The sequence below is a fragment of the Microbacterium sp. A84 genome (assembly GCF_051842815.1).
Lineage (GTDB): Bacteria > Actinomycetota > Actinomycetes > Actinomycetales > Microbacteriaceae > Microbacterium.
Window position 1 is genome coordinate 747631 of the sequence record NZ_JBPXMS010000001.1, and the last position, 16878, is coordinate 764508.

A 16878-nucleotide genomic window follows, 5' to 3' on the forward strand; every position below is an offset into this window, starting at 1 on the left:
GTTGGTCTACCCAAACAGGGCAGACCACTAGTTGCGGACGGGTCTCATTTCGAGCCGTTCACTTTGATTCCATAGCCATTTAGCCGTTTCTCGATGGTCTGCGTATCCAGAGATGTGGACACACGGAGTGCTCGTGCGAAAGCGCGACGCCGCAGTGCGGCCGCCATGCATTCCTGTGTCGGATGCAGCCACGCGCCCCTCCCCGGCAGCACGGCACTCTCATCAATGATGAGAACGTCGCCCTGAGCCACCACTCTGAGCAGAGCAGTTCGGGAAGCACGCACGCGACAACCGACGCATGTTCGTACTGGATCCATCTTACACCGTGCCGCTGGGTGACAACTCCGCGACCTTCCGGTCAGTCGAGGATGCTGTCGGGCTGGATGTCGATCTTCGCACCGGTCAGCTTGGCCGCAAGTCGGGCGTTCTGCCCTTCCTTGCCGATCGCGAGCGACAACTGATAGTCCGGCACCAGCGCACGCACGGCCTTGGTGTTCGCATCCAGCACGAAGGCGCTCGTGACCTTCGCTGGCGAAAGCGCATGAGCGACGAAGGTCGAAAGATCTTCGTCGTAATCGACGATGTCGATCTTCTCCCCTGCGAGTTCCTCGGTTACGGCGCGCACGCGACGACCGAGCTCACCGATGCAGGCGCCCTTGGCGTTGATCGACGGGTCGTTGGCCTTCACCGCGATCTTCGTGCGGTGACCCGCTTCACGGGCGAGTGCGACGATCTCGACGAGACCGGCCGCGATCTCGGGGACCTCCAGCGCGAAGAGCCTGCGCACGAGGCCAGGGTGGGTGCGCGAGACGGTGATCTGCGGTCCCTTGAGCCCCTTGGCGACGGCGGTCACGTAGACGCGCAGACGCGAACCGTGGGTGTAGTCCTCGCCCGGCACCTGCTCCTCGGGGGGAAGAATGGCCTCGATGCTGCCAAGGTCGACGTGGATCATGCGGGGGTTCGGTCCTTGCTGGATCACACCCGCGACGATGTCGCCTTCCTTGTCCTTGAAATCACCGAGCACAACGTCATCGGCGATGTCGCGGAGGCGCTGGCTGATGACCTGCTTGGCGGCAAAGGCAGCGATGCGGCCGAAATCATCCGGCGTGGCATCCTCTTCGCCGATGATGGCGCCCTCTTCGTCGGTGACCGGCTGAAGAATGGAAACGTGCCCCGACTTGCGATCAAGTTCGACGCGAACGCCGGCGGGAATGGTGCCGTCCTCAGAGACGTGCTTTCCGTACGCCGTCAGAACGGCCTGCTCGATGATCGCGACGAGTTCGTTGAAGGGAATCGCCTTCTCCTTCTCGATACCGCGCAGCAGCCCCAGTTCGATGTCCATAACGGCCTCCATATTCAGCTCTCGCCGCAGCATCCTGCACGCGCGGCACCGTACTACGATACCCGCTCTCGGAGAAGGTGTCAGCCGACGGCGTGCGCCGAGCCCAGTGCATTGATCGCGTCGATGAGCCGGTAGAGGCCGCCGACCTCGCGCTGTCGCAGACGCAGGGACAGCCGTGGCAGATCGACGCGGTCGTTGTCCGCAATCTCAACGGGAAGCGCGCCTGCGTACTCGATGCACCCCTCGGCCAAGAACGGTGCGAACTCGTCGTTGAGGCTCTCTACCTCGGCACCGGTAGGTGTGTGCTTCAGTCGCAGCACCAGCACATCGTCAACCCAGCGCAGCGAGTCGTAGTTGCGCCAGAATCCGGTGATCTCGGCCACCGCTGCTTCTGCGGAATCGGTGACGAGCACTCGGTCGAAGTCGTCGGCGGAGATGACCCCAGCGGGGATCAGGCTCTCTGCGATGAAGTGTTCCAGCCCCTTCCAGAAGGTGCCGCCAGGCTCATCCAGCAGCACGATCGGCACGGGCTCCGCCTTGCCGGTCTGCTGCAGCGTCAACAGCTCGAACATCTCGTCCATCGTGCCGAAGCCGCCAGGCAGGCAGATAAAGCCGGTGGATTCCTTCACGAGCATGAGCTTGCGGGTGAAGAAGTACTTCATCTCGACCGAGTGCGTGTCCTTCGCGACCACGGCATTCGGCTTCTCTTCGAACGGTAGCTTGATCGAGACGCCCAGCGCCATCTGCTCACCCGCGCCTTCGGCTGCGGCCTGCATGATGCCAGGGCCGGCTCCGGTGACGACCATCCAGCCGCGCTCGGCGAGTACCGAGGCCACCGAGCGTGCCTGCACGTAAAGCGGGTCGTCCTGTCTGGTGCGCGCCGATCCGAAAACGGTGACCTTGGGCACGTCTGCGTACGGGCGGAACAATCGGAACGCATCGCGCATCTCGACGAGTGCCGCCGACGCGATCTTGAGATCGAGCCGGTCGGTGTCTTCTTGGCCGAGCAGGATGCCGGTGCTGAGTATCCGTCGGATCAGCGTGCGGTTGGCGGTGATCCCCGCTTCGGTCATGATCTCGTCGATCGCTGCGGGGAACTCGTCGGGCTGCGCGTCGGTCATGTCAGCGGATCAGTCGCTCGATAGCGTCGTCCAGTGAGAGCGCATCGCGTTCCCCCGTACGGCGGTCCCAAAGCTCGACCTGGCCTTCTGCAGCGCCACGTCCGATGACGAGAACGCGCGGGACGCCAACGAGCTCTGCGTCGCCGAACTTCACGCCGGGCGATACCTTCGGACGGTCGTCATAGAGCACATCGATGCCTGCAGCCTCGAGCTGTGCGGATGCTTGCTCTGCGACCTCGTACGCGACCTGATCACGACCGGCTGCGACAACGTGCACATCGAACGGCGCCACGGACGCGGGCCAGATGAGCCCCTTGTCGTCGTTGTTCAGCTCCGCGATGATCGCGAGGATGCGGGTGACGCCGATGCCGTAGGACCCCATCGTGACGGTGACGAGCTTGCCGTTCTCATTGAGCACCTTCAGCCCGAGAGCTTCGGCGTACTTGCGGCCGAGCTGGAAAACGTGGCCGATCTCCATGCCACGAGCAAGAGTCACAGGCCCTGACCCGTCGGGTGCGGGGTCGCCTGCGCGGACATTAGCGATCTCGACGATGCCATCGGCCTCGAAGTCGCGACCGGCGATGACGGTGTGCGCGTGCTTCTGGTCGACGTTGGCGCCGGTGATCCAGCGGGTGCCCTCTGAGACGCGAGGGTCTACGAGATAGCGGATGCCGGTGGCGGATTCCTCGCCGAGCACGGCACCTGTGGGTGACCAGGGTCCGATGTAGCCCTTCACGAGCAGCGGATACTTCGCAAAGTCCTCGTCGATTGCCGTGGTGACCTCGGCGGGAGCGAAAGCGACCTCTGCACGCTTCTGATCGACCTCACGGTCGCCGGGGATGCCAACAATCACAAGCTCGCGCGTGCCATCGAGATGCGTAAGTGCGAGGACCACGTTCTTCAGCGTGTCAGCGGCCGTGTACTCGCCGTCGAGCACCGCGTTCGAGTGTGCGACAAGCGTCTCGATCGTCGGAGTGTTCGGGGAGTCGAAGATCGTCGCTTCGGGTGCGTCGTCGAAAGGGATAGCGTCGGAGACGGCCGTCGTGAACGCCTCAACGTTCGCGGCATAGCCGCCGTCGCTGCGCACGAAGGTGTCTTCGCCCACGGGCGTCGGGTGCAGGAATTCCTCGCTACGCGAGCCGCCCATGGCCCCCGCATCCGCCTGCACAATGACGTGCTCCAGGCCTAGTCGCTGGAAAATGCGCTCATAGGCATCCCGCTGCGCCTGGTAACTGGCGTCAAGTCCTGCGTCGGATGCATCGAAGGAGTAGGCATCCTTCATGGTGAACTCGCGGCCACGCAGCAGGCCGGCACGAGGGCGAGCCTCGTCGCGGTACTTGTCCTGGATCTGAAAGAGCGTCAGCGGCAGGTCTTTATACGAGGAGTACATGTCTTTCACGAGAAGCGTGAACGCCTCTTCGTGGGTGGGGGCGAGAAGGTAGTCGCCGCCCTTGCGGTCCTGCAGACGGAACAGCAGATCGCCGTACTCATCCCAGCGGCCCGTCGCCTGATAGGGATCGCGCGGCATGAGAGCCGGGAAATGCACTTCCTGAGCACCCGCGTTCGCCATCTCCTCGCGGACGACGGTCTCGATCTTCGCCTTCACCTTCAAGCCCAGTGGGAGCCAGGCGAAGATGCCGGCGGCTTGACGCCGGATATACCCGGCGCGCAGCAGCAGCTTGTGACCGGTGACCTCCGCCTCGGCGGGGTCTTCACGGAGCGTACGGAGGAAGAATTTCGAGAGACGAGTGACCACGGGTCAAGTCTAGTGACCCGTGGTCACTCGTTCTCGGACGAATCAGTTCAGAGCGCGCGTTCCCGCCGGGATGACGCCGTCCGAGTACAGGCTCGTGGCGAGATCCTGCAGCGAGGTGAGCGCCACCCGCTGTGTCGTGGGGCCGTAGGAGATTCGTGCCACACCGAGCGACTCGTACTCGGCTGCGGTCAGCGCGCCCGGAAGCCCGATGACGCTGATCTTGCGCTCTCCAATGCCGTCGACGAGCTGGCGAGTGACATCGGCGTTCAAGATGCCGGGAATGAACACGCACGTCGCGCCTGCGCTGAGGAACGCACGGCCGCGCTCGATGGCGTCCGCGATGCTCTCCTCGACAGGCCGATCGCCTGCGCGCACAAAAGCGTCTGTGCGGGCGTTCAGCACGAAGCGGACCCCTTCTGCCTCGCCTGCCTTCACGATCGCCTCGACGTTCGCGACCGACTCGGCAAGCGGCTTCAGGCGGTCTTCGATATTCGCACCGACTGCACCGGCTGCGATCGCGAGGCGGGTGGTCTCCCCCGCGTCGCCGTAGCCATCATCGAGGTCGGCACTCACTGGCAGGTCTGTGGATGCTGCGATGCGCGAAACCATGTCCAGCATGAGTTCACGCGGGATCGTGCCATCGGCATAGCCGAATGTAGCGGCGATCGAGTGGCCCGCGGTAGCGAGGGCCTTGGTTTCGGGGAGGGCTGCTATCGCCTTCGCCGAAACGGCATCCCAGACGTTCACAACGCGGAGGATCTCCGGGGCTTCGTGGAGTCCGATGAGAGTCTGAGCCTTCTGTGCAATGGTCATGAGTCCACGCTAATACCGACCGCGCGCAGATGGGCGGCTTAGGGTGAATGCATGCCTCAGCGCCGATCACATGTCGCCCCGTCCGCTGCGCAGAGTGAGCTTGCTTCGGCACTCACCGATCTTCGCGAGAAATTGGAAGTGGCGGCCGAGTTCGACTCAGCGGCCCTCGCCGAGGCCGAAGCGGCCACCGCGCCAGCGCCTGATCTCGATCTGCGCGATGTTGCGTTCATCACGCTTGACCCTGCGGGTTCCCGCGATCTGGACCAGGCAATGCATCTTGCCAAGAGCGGTTCGGGTTTCGAGGTCCGCTACGCGATTGCGGATGTTCCTGGGTTCGTCACGCCCGGCGGCGCGGTGGATGCGGCGGCTCGTCAGCGAGGCCAGACTCTGTATGCGGCAGATGGGTCCATCCCTCTGCATCCGCGCATTCTGAGCGAAGATCACGCTTCTCTGCTGGCAGATCAGGATCGTCCGGCGCTGGTGTGGACCTTCGACCTGGATGACGCCGGCGTCGTGTCGGAGTTCCGGCTGGAGCGGGCGCTGATTCGCTCGCGCGCACAGCTGGACTATGCGGCAGCGCAGAAATCACTTGACCACGGCGAGGATTCGCCCTTGGCGCTGCTTCCCGTCATCGGCGGGTTGCGGCAGGAGCTCGAAGCGCAGCGCGGTGGAGCAAGCCTGAACCTGCCCGACGAAGAGGTTGTGCAGCACGAGGACGGCACCTACGGCATCGAACGCCGGCATCCACTCGCCATCGAGGACTGGAACGCGCAACTCTCACTGATGACCGGGATGGCCGCAGCATCCCTCATGGTCGATACGAAGATCGGCGTGCTGCGCACGATGCCGGAACCGGACGAGAAGGCATTCAACGCGTTCCGTCGACAGACCGAGGCACTCGGCCGCCCGTGGAAGACCGGAAAGTACGGCGCGTATCTTCGTACGCTCGACCGTGCGGATCCGATGACGCTCCCCGTGCTCGAAGCAGCCGCTTCGCTGTTCCGCGGCGCGGGATATGTGACCTTCGATGGTTCAGTGCCGGCCGATATCGAACAGGCCGCGATTGCGGCGCCGTACGCACACGCCACCGCTCCCCTGCGTCGGCTCGTCGATCGGTGGTCTCTGACGATTTGTCTCGCCGCTTCTCGTGGCGAAGAAGTGCCCGCGTGGGCGCGCGATTCCCTCTCGGAACTGCCGGCGCTTATGCAGGAGTCGGGCCAGCGTGCCTCGAGACTGAACGCCGACACGATCAATCGGGTGGAGGCAGCGCTCATGGTGCCGCTGGTGGGCTCGACGATCGAGGCCACGGTGATCGAGCTTCGCAATGGGGGCGAACGCGCGGCGATTCAGATCGCCGATCCCGCGGTGACTGCTTCCGCTTCCGTGCCTGCTGGCACGAAGCCAGGAGCGACCGTTTCTGTGGAGCTGGTGCGCGCTGACATCGCGAGCGGTGTATTGGAGTTCGCGGAATGAACGACACGAACTGCAAGGCTCACGCGTCCAGCTAACGCCGCGTGTAGCGCAGAAGCAGCTCCTCGCCACCCTTGAGCAGCGCCGCCATACTCATCGCGGTCGGCGCCGCGTGCTTCGAGTGCGCGATTCTGCTCGCATCGCCAGCATCCAACTCGGCCGCGATCGTCACGCACACCTCGTCGACCGCCCCGGCGGAGATGAACGACCCGAACAGGCTCGGTCCCCCTTCGGAGTGGATGTGCAACAGCCCGCGTGCCTCGAGATCTTCGCGCACCTTCCGCGGGTCGAGCGTCTCGGAACCGGCATCGACGATGTCGGCGACTGCGCTCAGCGCCTCGCGTCGACTGTCCGACGCGGTGCCGACGGTGTACACGATCGGTCGGGTGGGTGCGCCGGTGAACACGTCCGATTCGGGGTCGAGGTCGAGGCGTCCGGAAACCAGCGCGAAGGTCGGATGCGCGGGGAGTCCGCGATCCATCCTCCATGTGACCGCATCGTCCTGAAGCCGCATCGCACCGTATCCCTCGGTTCGCACCGTGCCGGCACCGACGAGCACAACATCGGCCTGGCGACGCAGCAGCTCGAACACTCGACGATCTGCTGCCCCACCGAGACCGCCGGAGCGACCATCACGGGTGGCGGCACCGTCAACGCTCGAGACGAAGTTCATCCGCAGCCACGGGCCATCCGGTAGCTGGTAAGTGGCAAGGATGCCGTCGTCGTCGAGTTGTTCGGCGGGCTGGGGCCAGAGCCGATCGATGCGGGTGCTCATACGTTGCTCGTCGGGTGCATGTTGTGCTCCAACCGGACAGGGTGTCGTAGGCCAAGAATGTTCTCCACCATACGCACAGCATCAACGGTGGCCGCCACGTCGTGCATACGGACGATCCGCGCACCGCGCTCGATGCATGCGACCATGGCCGCGATCGACCCGGCCAGCCGATGCCCCTGCTCACGACCGATCGATTCCCCGATGAAGTCCTTGTTCGACACCGCGGCGAGCACCGGCAGCCCGAGGCTGGTGAGCTCACCGAGGCGACGAGTGATCTCGAGCGAATGCAGGGTGTTCTTGTCGAGGTCATGCCCTGGATCAATGATGATCCGATCGCGTCGTATCCCGGCTGCCTCTGCACGTTCAACACGCTCTTCCAAGAACCTCCGCACTTCCCGGACGACATCGCCGAAGTGCGCAGCGGGTTTCTCCGCCCGCGGTGGCCCCACGCTGTGGGTAATCACAAGATGAGCGTGACTGGCAGCGATGACCGAGGCCATGTCGGGATCACCAAGCCCACTGGTGTCGTTGATGACTGAGGCTCCCGCTTCGATCGCTGCGCGGGCGACGCGTGCGTTGTTCGTATCGACCGAGACGACCACATCGCTGGCCGCGACGATGGCCGCGACGACGGGAACCGTGCGATCGATCTCCTCCGCTGTAGAGACGTGCGGGCCGCGCCCGAACGGCACACCACCGATATCGACCCAATCCGCGCCGAGTCTCTCGGCGTGCAGCGCTGCGTCGACCGCGCGATCGAGCGCGAACGTTGCGCCCCGATCGTAGAACGAATCCGGCGTGCGATTGACGACGGCCATGACCGCCACCTGACGCTCGAAGTCGAACGTGCGCAGGCCAATCCCTTGTTCACTCACAGATCTTCCCCCGTTCAAAGCTCTGCATACGGTACGCCCGGATCAGCCAACTTGTCCGGGTCGACGGACGTGCCCGCGGCGATCAGCGGCTTGATCTGGTCGATCACATCCCAGACATTCACGCTCATCGCCGCCTGGATACGACGTTCATGGTCGACCCAGAACGCCACGAACTCGCGGGCGGCCAAGTCACCGCGCACGATCACGCGTTCGTACGATCCTGGAATCGCGTTGCCGATGTATTCGCTGCCGAGGTCGTACTGGTCGCTGTAGAAGTACGGCAGCTCGGTGTAGGTGTTCTCCTCGCCCAGGAGTGCGGCGACCGCAGCGGCTGGTTGATTCAACGCGGTCGCCCAGTGCTCGACACGCACCCTGCGGCCGAGAATCGGATGCTGATGATTGGCGATATCGCCGACCGCGAAGACGTCCGGGTCGCTGCTGCGCAGTGAAGCATCGACAAGCACCCCGTTGTCAACGGCGATTCCGGCATCCTCGGCAATATCAGTGACCGGCGCGACACCGATACCGATCACCACCGCGTCGGCAGGCACGACTTCGCCACCTGCGAGGCGCACGCCCGTGGCGCGGCCCCCTTCGGTGACGATTTCGGCGACCTGGACTTCTGTGCGTAGGTCCACACCGTGGGAGGTGTGCAGGTCAGCGAAGACCTGAGCGATCTCATCACCCAGCACCCGCTGGAGCGGCAGCTTCGCGCCTTCCAAGACCGTCACGTTCGTGCCTGTCGCGCGTGCAGCGGCAGCGACCTCCAAGCCGATCCAACCACCACCGATGAGAACGAGGCTCTTCCCCTCACCGAATGTGCCATGAATGGCATCCGCGTCTTCGACCGTACGCAGGTAAAACACGCCGGCAGCATCCGCGCCCTCGATCGGAAGATGACGAGCGGTCGCACCTGTCGCGAGCACGAGTTTGTCATATGGGAGCTGCGATCCGTCGTCAAGCGTGACTCGGTGCTCCGCGGTGTCGATCGCGGTCGCACGCGCGCCCTGACGCACCGTGATGTCGTGTTCCTGGTACCAGTCGGCAGGATGGACGAGCGCATCGTCGAAAGTTGCTTTGCCTACGAGATAATCTTTCGACATCGGAGGACGCTCGTATGGCAGATGGTCCTCCGCAGCGATCAGTGTGACTGCGCCGTCATACCCTTTCTCCCGCAACGCTTCAGCCGTTTTGGCGCCGGCCAGGCCGCCGCCGATGATGACGATGTTCTGCAATGTACTCATCAGATTCTCCTGAGTTGTCTTGGCTTAGGCCGATGCGAGTCCCGAAAGCGCGAGGAACTCCTGTCGCGACCGTGGATCATCGCGCAGCTGTCCCAGCAGCGTCGAAGTCAGCGTGCTTGTGCCGATCGCTTGCACGCCACGAAGTGTCATGCACGCGTGCTCAGCGGAGACAACGACCCCGACGCCGACAGGATCGAGGTTGTCTTGCAGCCATTGGGCGACCTGCTTCGTCAGTCGTTCCTGTGTCTGCGGACGGCAGGCGAAATGCTCCATGATTCGTGCCAGTTTCGACAGCCCGACGATTCGGTCGCCGGGAAGATAGGCGATGCTGGCCTGGCCGGTGAATGGCAGCAGGTGATGCTCGCAGATCGACCGCACGGGGATGCCTCGCACGATCACCAACTCGTCGTAGCCTTCCTCGTTCGGAAATGTCGTCAATTCAAATGGGCGTGGTGTGAGCATTTCCGCCCAGGCTCGAGCCATCCGACCAGGCGTCTCCATCAAGTGTTCAGAGTCCAACGACATGCCGAGTGCGCGTAGGAAATCTCCTGCCGCCAGTTCTGCCTGAGCCAGATCAGGGGATGCTGACACACTCGCAGCCGGCAGTCGGGCAATATCCACAGTGGTCATGATCTGCATTCCCCTCTAAAAATAAGTTCTATATCTTTTAGAATTGCACCATGCTGAGGTTTCGTCAAGGTAGCCTGGTTTTAGAAAGGATGACGCTGATGGACACTCCCACCCCGCAAGGAAATCTGGATGACCTGGCACTGCTGTCAGACGACGTCCGGCGTCGCCTATATGAGTTCACGGCCGCGCGCTCGGGTGTGACACGCGAGGAAGTCGCGACCGCCACGGGCATCAGCCGTAGTCTGGCCGCATATCACCTCGACAAGCTCGCAGATGCCGGGATGCTGGATGTTGGCTATGCCCGAACGAATGGTCGATCCGGGCCTGGATCCGGGCGGCCAGCGAAGCGCTACTCACGCAGCGACCGGGAACTGTCGGTGAGCTTCCCGCCTCGGAACTACAGCCTGCTGGCCCAAGTGCTTGCCACCGCTGTCGAGGCGGCCCCGTCCGGTGAACTCCGCGCGGCTCTTGCCGCTGCCGCTGAGCAGGAGGGCAGAGCACTGGGCGAAAGCCTCGATACGATCCAGACCGCGCTCAGCACAGCCGGATTCGAACCGGTCACCACGGATGATGGTGACATCGTTCTGCAGAACTGCCCATTCCACAGCATTGTCCAGCAGCACACCGAGCTGGCGTGCAACCTCAACCACTCCTTCGTTCGAGGCACCCTGGTGGGCGCGGATGATGATCCCGAACGGGCAGAACTCTGCCCCGGGGAAGGCCGTTGCTGCGTGATCGTTCATCCAGCGCCGCCGCACGCATGAACGCGCGCGGCTTCGCGGTGGTTCCCGCTGCGTACGTCTATCTCCGGCGTGGCGATGAGGTTCTGCTCCAGCAACGGCAGAACACGGGGTACATGGATGGCACATGGGCCGCAGGCGCGGCAGGACACATCGAGCTCGGTGAGACGGCAGCGACGGCAGCCTGCCGCGAAACCAGGGAGGAACTGGACGTCGTGCTCAGCGAGCGCGATCTCGTCCCGTTGACCGTCATGCAGCGCACAGACGGCACGACGTCGCCGATCGAACAGCGCGCCGACTGGTTCTTCACCGCTTCCACGTGGGAAGGCACACCACTGGTTATGGAACCTCGCAAGTGTGCTGAAATCGCGTGGTTCGCGCTTCAGTCACTGCCAGACGCGATGCCGCCGCATGAACGCCTTGTCCTTGACGCTCTCGCCCACGGCCAGCTCACCGCGTTCATGAGCTTTGGATTCAGCACTGGCTTTGGGGTCAGGCCGTGATCACCTGAGCAGTGCCCAGCGCAGCATCCGGGCCCATCTCCGCGGCGAGGCGGTTCGCCTCTTCGATCAGCGTCTTCACGATGTCCGCCTCAGGAACAGTCTTGATGACCTCACCCTTCACGAAGATCTGGCCCTTGCCGTTACCCGAGGCAACGCCAAGGTCCGCTTCACGTGCCTCACCAGGACCGTTCACGACACAGCCCATGACGGCAACGCGCAGCGGCACCGTCATGTGTTTCAGGCCCTCAGTGACATCGTCGGCCAGCGTGTAAACGTCCACTTGGGCGCGTCCACATGACGGGCAGGAGACGATCTCGAGCTTGCGCTCGCGCAGGTTCAACGACTGCAGGATCTGGTGGCCGACCTTGACTTCTTCTGCGGGCGGTGCAGACAGCGAGACACGAATCGTGTCGCCGATGCCCTCCGACAGCAGGATGCCGAAAGCCGTGGCCGATTTGATCGTGCCCTGGAACGCAGGGCCGGCCTCGGTCACACCGAGATGCAGCGGCCAGTTGCCACGTTCGGAAAGCATGCGGTAGGCCTTCACCATCACTATTGGGTCATTGTGCTTCACGGAGATCTTGAAGTCGTGGAAGTCGTGCTCTTCGAACAGTGACGCTTCCCAGACGGCGCTCTCCACGAGTGCTTCCGCCGTGGCCTTGCCGTGCTTCTCCAGAATCCGCTTGTCGAGAGATCCCGCATTCACGCCGATCCGGAGCGAGACGTTGGCAGCCTTCGCCGCTGCAGCGATCTTTCCGACATTTCCGTCAAACTCGCGGATGTTGCCCGGGTTCACACGCACCGCACCACAGCCGGCGTCGATCGCGGTGTAGATGTACCGCGGCTGGAAATGGATGTCTGCGATGACCGGAATCTGGCTCTTCATCGCGATGATCTTCAGCGCATCTGCATCGTCCTGATGAGGAACGGCGACGCGCACGATCTCGCAGCCGGATGCTGTGAGCTCCGCAATCTGCTGGAGCGTGCCATTGATGTCGGTGGTCTTCGTCGTCGTCATCGACTGGACGCTGACGGGCGCGTTGCCGCCGACCAACACCTTTCCGACCCGAATCTGACGGGTCTTGCGACGGGGACTCAGGACTTCGGGGACGCGCGGCATCCCAAGATTCACTGCAGGCACATCTCCAGATTACGCTGACCTGATCAACGGAGGCTGGATGCGGCTCAGTCGACGCGTCGCATTGTGATAGTTTCAGCCCATGCCCGCGAACTTCACCTGGTGGCCCGCCTTCTAGGCGGTGTGTTCGCGATCCCACGAATCCAGACCGCCTCCGGGGCGGTCTTTTTAGTGGCCCGAGCCGGAGCCCTGCACAGGAGACCTCGATGACTGACACCGCCGCCCTGCTCGCCGCTTTGGCACAGGATGCCACCGCATCCTTCGTGCTGATCGCCCGCGACGGCGCCCAGAGCGTTGAACTGCTGACCGGCGAGATCGACGACGTCGATCTGCTCGCCGACATCCCGCTCACCGTCGATGGCATCCCGCGCGAGGTCTTCGCGATGGTGCCCTACCGCCAGGTGCGCGAACGTGGTTTCGATGCACAGGATGACGGCACGCCGCTGCGCTGTCTGCTCGTCGACGAGCACCTTCATCTGCCGCTCGCTGACGTACTCGCAGCGCTGCCCAGCGACCCGGTTCCGCTTAACGACGCCGGTTTTGACATCGCTGATGAGGACTATGCCGAGATCGTCAAGACGGTTATCGCCGACGAGATCGGCCGCGGCGAAGGCGCGAACTTTGTCATCCGCCGCGACTACACCGCAACCATTGACGCCGATGAGCGCACGACTGCTCTGACCTGGTTCCGAGCACTGCTCACGCACGAACGTGGCGCGTACTGGACTTTTGCCGTGATCACTCCCGGGCACATCGCCGTCGGCGCGAGTCCCGAAGCACACGTCGTCGCTCGTGACGGAATTGTCACGATGAATCCGATTTCCGGCACCTTCCGCCACCCGGCCGGAGGTGCCACCAAGGAGACGCTGGTCGAATTCCTCTCCTCCACCAAGGAGACCGAGGAGCTCTTCATGGTCGTCGACGAGGAGCTCAAGATGATGAGCGCGGTGTGCTCTGACGGTGGCCGCATCACCGGCCCGCACCTCAAGCAGATGTCACGGCTCACGCACACCGAGTACATGCTGCGCGGGCGCAGCCGCCTCGACCCACGCGACATCCTCCGCGAGACGATGTTCGCCCCCACTGTCACCGGCTCCCCCATGCAGAATGCATGCGCCGTGATCCGTCGCCACGAGAGCAAACCCCGCGGGTATTACTCCGGTGTCGCCGCACTGTTCAGCCCGAACAGCGACGGCGGGCACGACATGGACGCACCGATCCTGATCCGCACCGTGTATCTGGAGAACGGACAGCTGCGCGTCCCGGTCGGTGCGACGCTCGTTCGCCACTCTGATCCCTACGGTGAGGTCAGTGAGACCCATGGCAAGGCGGCCGGCGTGCTGGGCGCGATCGGCGCCATCGCCCGTGACAGCGTCGCTGAGACGAAGGTCGATGGCGACGAACCTGCAACGAAGACCTCGCTCGCCGATGATCCCGAAGTCGCCGAGTTGCTCGCTTCTCGCAACACGCGTCTCGCCGAGTTCTGGCTGAACCCGCAGGAGGACGGCACGACCGGCCCGTTCGCCGGACGCAGCGCACTCGTCATCGATGCGGAGGATCGGTTCACGACGATGCTCGCCCACCAGCTGCACCATCTCGGCCTCGACGCGAAGATCATCCCCTGGGACAAGGTCACCGACGCAGATCTGGATGCCACAGAACTGCTCGTCGCGGGCCCTGGGCCCGGTGATCCGCGTGATGCCGCGATACCTCGCATCGCGCGCATGCGGGACATCGTCGCCCGCCGTCTGGAGCAGGGCGCTCCGCTGCTTGCCGTGTGCCTCAGCCACCAGATCCTTGCTGACCGGTTCGGCATCGAACTCGCCCCACTAGACACGCCGCACCAGGGCCTGCAGAAGGTTGTGCCGATGTTCGGCGAGGACGCGTCGATCGGTTTCTACAACACCTTCACGGCACGGGTCTCCCCCGGCACAACCGCAGCTGGCGTAGCCGAGATCTCGGCGGACGCGAACAACGGCGATGTCTATGCACTGCGCGGCCCCGGCTTCGCCAGCGTGCAGGGGCATCTGGAGTCGATCCTGTCTCGCGACGGGATCCACACCCTCGAGCGTCTGATCACTTCCGCATTCGCCTGAGAATCGCGCCGCTACCAGGTCGTCCAGGCTCGATCCTTCTCGGTGTCGAGTGCTTCGTCGACTGCGGTGTAGTTCAGGTGTGGTGCTCGCCATCGGGCGTAGGGGTCCCACCAGTTCGGTCCGCGGATTTCGGGTGTCCCGTTACGCATTCGGATCAGCCAGATGTGTTCGTCGAGGGTGCGGTGGTGGTGCCAACACAGGGGTACCCCGTTGCTGGTGTGGGTGGGTCCGCCACGTGAGTGTTCGGTCACATGATGGATTTCGCACCATTCCGCACGGATGTTGCATCCGGGGATGAGGCATTTGCGGTCGCGGAGCACGATCGCGCGGCGTTGGCGGGCGTTGAAGATCCGTGCCGTGGTGCTGATGCCCACGATCGCCCCGTTCTCGTCGAACAGCACGCGTTCCACACCGCCCGCGCATGCGGCGTGGTCGGTGGCGCCGAGGGGCACGTCGTATCCGGCACCCTCGACCGTGGCACGTCCGGTGCGGTGGGCGTAGTCTTCGGCGCTGACGGAGACGACCAGGGTGGGTGCGGCGCCGCCGAGGGTGGGCATGCCGTCGGATGCTGCTGCGACCATGATGATGCTCGCGAACGCGTCGTGCCGTTTCTGCGCATGCGTGCGCAGGTCCGCGGCGTCCGGTGGGGGCGACGCGGCCTTGTGGGGCGGGAGGCCGTCGGCACGGACGGTGAGCGTGTCACCCTCGGCCGCGGACGCGGCATCAGCTGTCGTGCTGTACTTGGCGTCGAAACCGTCACCGTCATTGTCGCCGCCACTGCCGGGACCATCATTGTTGGCACCGTCGTCGGAGGGCCGGAATCGCACTCCGCTCCCGGTACTGGCCTCGTCGTCGACTTTCGGGTTCATCAGACTGTCGATCAGCTTCTCCAACTGGGCGGCGACTTCCGGAAGGAGCTCACCGCGTACGGGAACGGATCCGTCGCGGAGGCGCCCGATGGTGAAGTACCGGCGGCGTTTGCCCGCCCGGTCTTTCGGCTCCGCACCGTCCGGGTCGAGGCGGTCGATGATGTGCGCGGTCAGCCCGGCGAGCTCATCCGTCGTCGGCAGCGGTGCCGTCTCGCAGGCCCCGGACGCGTCGTCATCAGCGTCGTCATCAAGCGAGAGGTCATCGTCATCGCTGTCCAGCGGCCGTCCGGTCGCGAAGCGTGCGAGCACGGCATCCGCAGCCAACCGGTCCGCGGTCCCTAGGCGTCTGGCCTTCAGTAGCGGTGTCGTACACGCCAGGAACCCGCTCAACGACATCGCCCCCGCCGCCAGCGCCGCGGACAGCTCAGGAAATTGCGCTGGCAGTAACCCACCGGAGGTGATGTCCAGATCGCGGTGGACGGCCGGCACCGCAGCCACGTACCGGCGGGCCGCAGGCCCATCGATGAGGAGTGTGCGTCGCAGCAGCTCTGTGGCGTCCCGGCATCCGAGCTGTGTCGTCAATCGGGCATCGCGTTCACACTGATCCCGCTCGACCACCCGGTCCGTGGCTTCAACGATCGCACCATCCAGCCGGCGCTGAATATGCCCCAAGGCCTGCACGATATCGAGAAGCTCACCATCACCCACCAACCGCACGCCCCCACGCGCGGTGGAACCGGTCATCGCGTCGGCCAGCTGCCGATCGATGTTCTCCAGTTCCGCTGCAAGGGATGTCATACCTCTATTACACAGGAGGCCACAGACATTCATCCGCTAGATAAACCGCAGATCAGAAGCCATTCACGAATGGTGGATAACACCCGAAAACGTCTATCTGTGGAGAAACAGTGGCCCGCCACAGTCGCGAGGTTCAGCCCAGCCGGACGGCTTAGCCAGCGGCCTTGCGAATGTGCTCTGCGATCGCCTTCTCCGTCGTGGGTGTCAACGCAATCACGGCGAACGACGTCACCCAGAGATCGCCGTCATCCAGCTGTGCCGACTCTTCGAACCCGAGGGTCGCATAGCGAGTGGTGAACTTCGAGGCGGCCTTGAAGAACACGACGACCTTCCCGTCCTCGTCAGCGTAGGACGGAAACCCATACCAAGTCTTCGGGACGAGTTGCGGGGCGACCTCGGAGACGATCCGGTCGATCCCCTCGGCGAGGACTCGATCATCATCCGGCATCGCCGCGATTGCCTCGCGTACCGCCTTCTCCCCGGCGGCACGAGACTTCCCGGCCTTTTCCTGCGCACGAAGTTCTGCGGCACGCTGCTTAACGGCGTCGCGCTCATCCTTGGACAGTCCAGCGATCTTCTCAGTCATGTCGTGCTCCTTATCGATGTGCGGCGGCCATTTCCGCGCGTACGACCACGATACGACTCACTGTCCTGGCGCACTTCTCGATTCCTGATCGATCCCGTCACGGCATCCCATCACGGCGTCCC

16 protein-coding genes are annotated in these 16878 nt (G+C 63.9%); 4 read left to right on the plus strand and 12 right to left on the minus strand.

Translation table 11 applies throughout. The features are described 5' to 3' along the window. Positions 1-44: 44 nt before the first annotated feature. From ACSU04_RS03835 to ACSU04_RS03855, 5 genes are all read right to left on the minus strand, one after another. Complete coding sequence (locus ACSU04_RS03835) at positions 45-317, minus strand: YlxR family protein (RefSeq protein ID WP_439278505.1); 273 nt, start codon at positions 315-317, stop codon at positions 45-47. Positions 318-358: 41 nt separating this feature from the next. After that, entirely contained in the window at positions 359-1342 is a 984-nt protein-coding gene (nusA, locus tag ACSU04_RS03840) for a transcription termination factor NusA (protein WP_439278506.1), read from the minus strand. Positions 1343-1422: 80 nt separating this feature from the next. After that, on the minus strand, positions 1423-2463 hold the full coding sequence (locus tag ACSU04_RS03845) for a TIGR00730 family Rossman fold protein (RefSeq protein ID WP_439288485.1): 1041 nt from the start codon (positions 2461-2463) through the stop codon (positions 1423-1425). A 1-nt stretch (position 2464) separates the two neighbouring features. Then, on the minus strand, positions 2465-4219 hold the full coding sequence (locus ACSU04_RS03850; RefSeq protein WP_439288486.1) for a proline--tRNA ligase: 1755 nt from the start codon (positions 4217-4219) through the stop codon (positions 2465-2467). A gap of 42 nt (positions 4220-4261) precedes the next feature. Next, positions 4262-5032: an isocitrate lyase/PEP mutase family protein gene (locus tag ACSU04_RS03855; protein ID WP_439288487.1), complete on the minus strand. Its 771-nt coding sequence runs from the start codon at positions 5030-5032 to the stop codon at positions 4262-4264. A 51-nt stretch (positions 5033-5083) separates the two neighbouring features. Between ACSU04_RS03855 and ACSU04_RS03860 the strand changes: the two genes are divergently transcribed. Then, positions 5084-6505, plus strand: coding sequence for an RNB domain-containing ribonuclease (locus tag ACSU04_RS03860; RefSeq protein ID WP_439288488.1), 1422 nt, complete (start codon positions 5084-5086; stop codon positions 6503-6505). Between the two features lie 31 nt (positions 6506-6536). Here the strand turns inward: ACSU04_RS03860 and ACSU04_RS03865 are convergent, their stop codons facing one another. The 4 genes from ACSU04_RS03865 to folE all read right to left on the minus strand — a co-directional run bounded on the left by ACSU04_RS03865 (position 6537) and on the right by folE (position 10026). Further along, complete coding sequence (locus ACSU04_RS03865; RefSeq protein ID WP_439278511.1) at positions 6537-7277, minus strand: pyrimidine reductase family protein; 741 nt, start codon at positions 7275-7277, stop codon at positions 6537-6539. Further along, the gene (gene folP / locus ACSU04_RS03870; RefSeq protein WP_439289417.1) at positions 7274-8095 is read right to left on the minus strand and encodes a dihydropteroate synthase; all 822 of its coding nucleotides are present in this window, start codon (positions 8093-8095) and stop codon (positions 7274-7276) included. The genes ACSU04_RS03865 and folP overlap by 4 nt, the downstream gene beginning before the upstream one ends. Positions 8096-8166: 71 nt before the next feature. Then, positions 8167-9396: an NAD(P)/FAD-dependent oxidoreductase gene (locus ACSU04_RS03875; RefSeq protein WP_439288489.1), complete on the minus strand. Its 1230-nt coding sequence runs from the start codon at positions 9394-9396 to the stop codon at positions 8167-8169. A 24-nt stretch (positions 9397-9420) separates the two neighbouring features. Then, on the minus strand, positions 9421-10026 hold the full coding sequence (gene folE, locus ACSU04_RS03880; RefSeq protein ID WP_439278513.1) for a GTP cyclohydrolase I: 606 nt from the start codon (positions 10024-10026) through the stop codon (positions 9421-9423). Between the two features lie 98 nt (positions 10027-10124). Here folE and ACSU04_RS03885 point away from each other — a divergent pair, with 98 nt between their 5' ends. After that, positions 10125-10790 (plus strand): helix-turn-helix transcriptional regulator, encoded by a 666-nt coding sequence (locus ACSU04_RS03885; protein ID WP_439288490.1) that lies wholly within the window; start codon positions 10125-10127, stop codon positions 10788-10790. After that, a complete protein-coding gene (locus ACSU04_RS03890; protein ID WP_439288491.1) occupies positions 10787-11269 on the plus strand; it encodes an NUDIX hydrolase in 483 nt (160 codons plus the stop codon). The genes ACSU04_RS03885 and ACSU04_RS03890 overlap by 4 nt, the downstream gene beginning before the upstream one ends. Here ACSU04_RS03890 and ispG read toward each other — a convergent pair. After that, positions 11259-12410, minus strand: coding sequence for a flavodoxin-dependent (E)-4-hydroxy-3-methylbut-2-enyl-diphosphate synthase (gene ispG, locus ACSU04_RS03895; protein ID WP_439288492.1), 1152 nt, complete (start codon positions 12408-12410; stop codon positions 11259-11261). The genes ACSU04_RS03890 and ispG overlap by 11 nt on opposite strands. A 203-nt stretch (positions 12411-12613) precedes the next feature. Between ispG and ACSU04_RS03900 the strand changes: the two genes are divergently transcribed. Then, positions 12614-14503: an anthranilate synthase family protein gene (locus tag ACSU04_RS03900; protein WP_439288493.1), complete on the plus strand. Its 1890-nt coding sequence runs from the start codon at positions 12614-12616 to the stop codon at positions 14501-14503. Between the two features lie 11 nt (positions 14504-14514). On the opposite strand, the gene ACSU04_RS03905 is transcribed toward ACSU04_RS03900, so the two are convergent. Together ACSU04_RS03905 and ACSU04_RS03910 are read right to left on the minus strand one after the other, a co-directional pair. Beyond that, positions 14515-16170, minus strand: coding sequence for a DUF222 domain-containing protein (locus ACSU04_RS03905; protein WP_439288494.1), 1656 nt, complete (start codon positions 16168-16170; stop codon positions 14515-14517). A gap of 151 nt (positions 16171-16321) precedes the next feature. Next, positions 16322-16756, minus strand: a complete 435-nt coding sequence (locus ACSU04_RS03910) for a hypothetical protein (protein ID WP_439288495.1) — start codon at positions 16754-16756, stop codon at positions 16322-16324. Positions 16757-16878 lie beyond the last annotated feature (122 nt).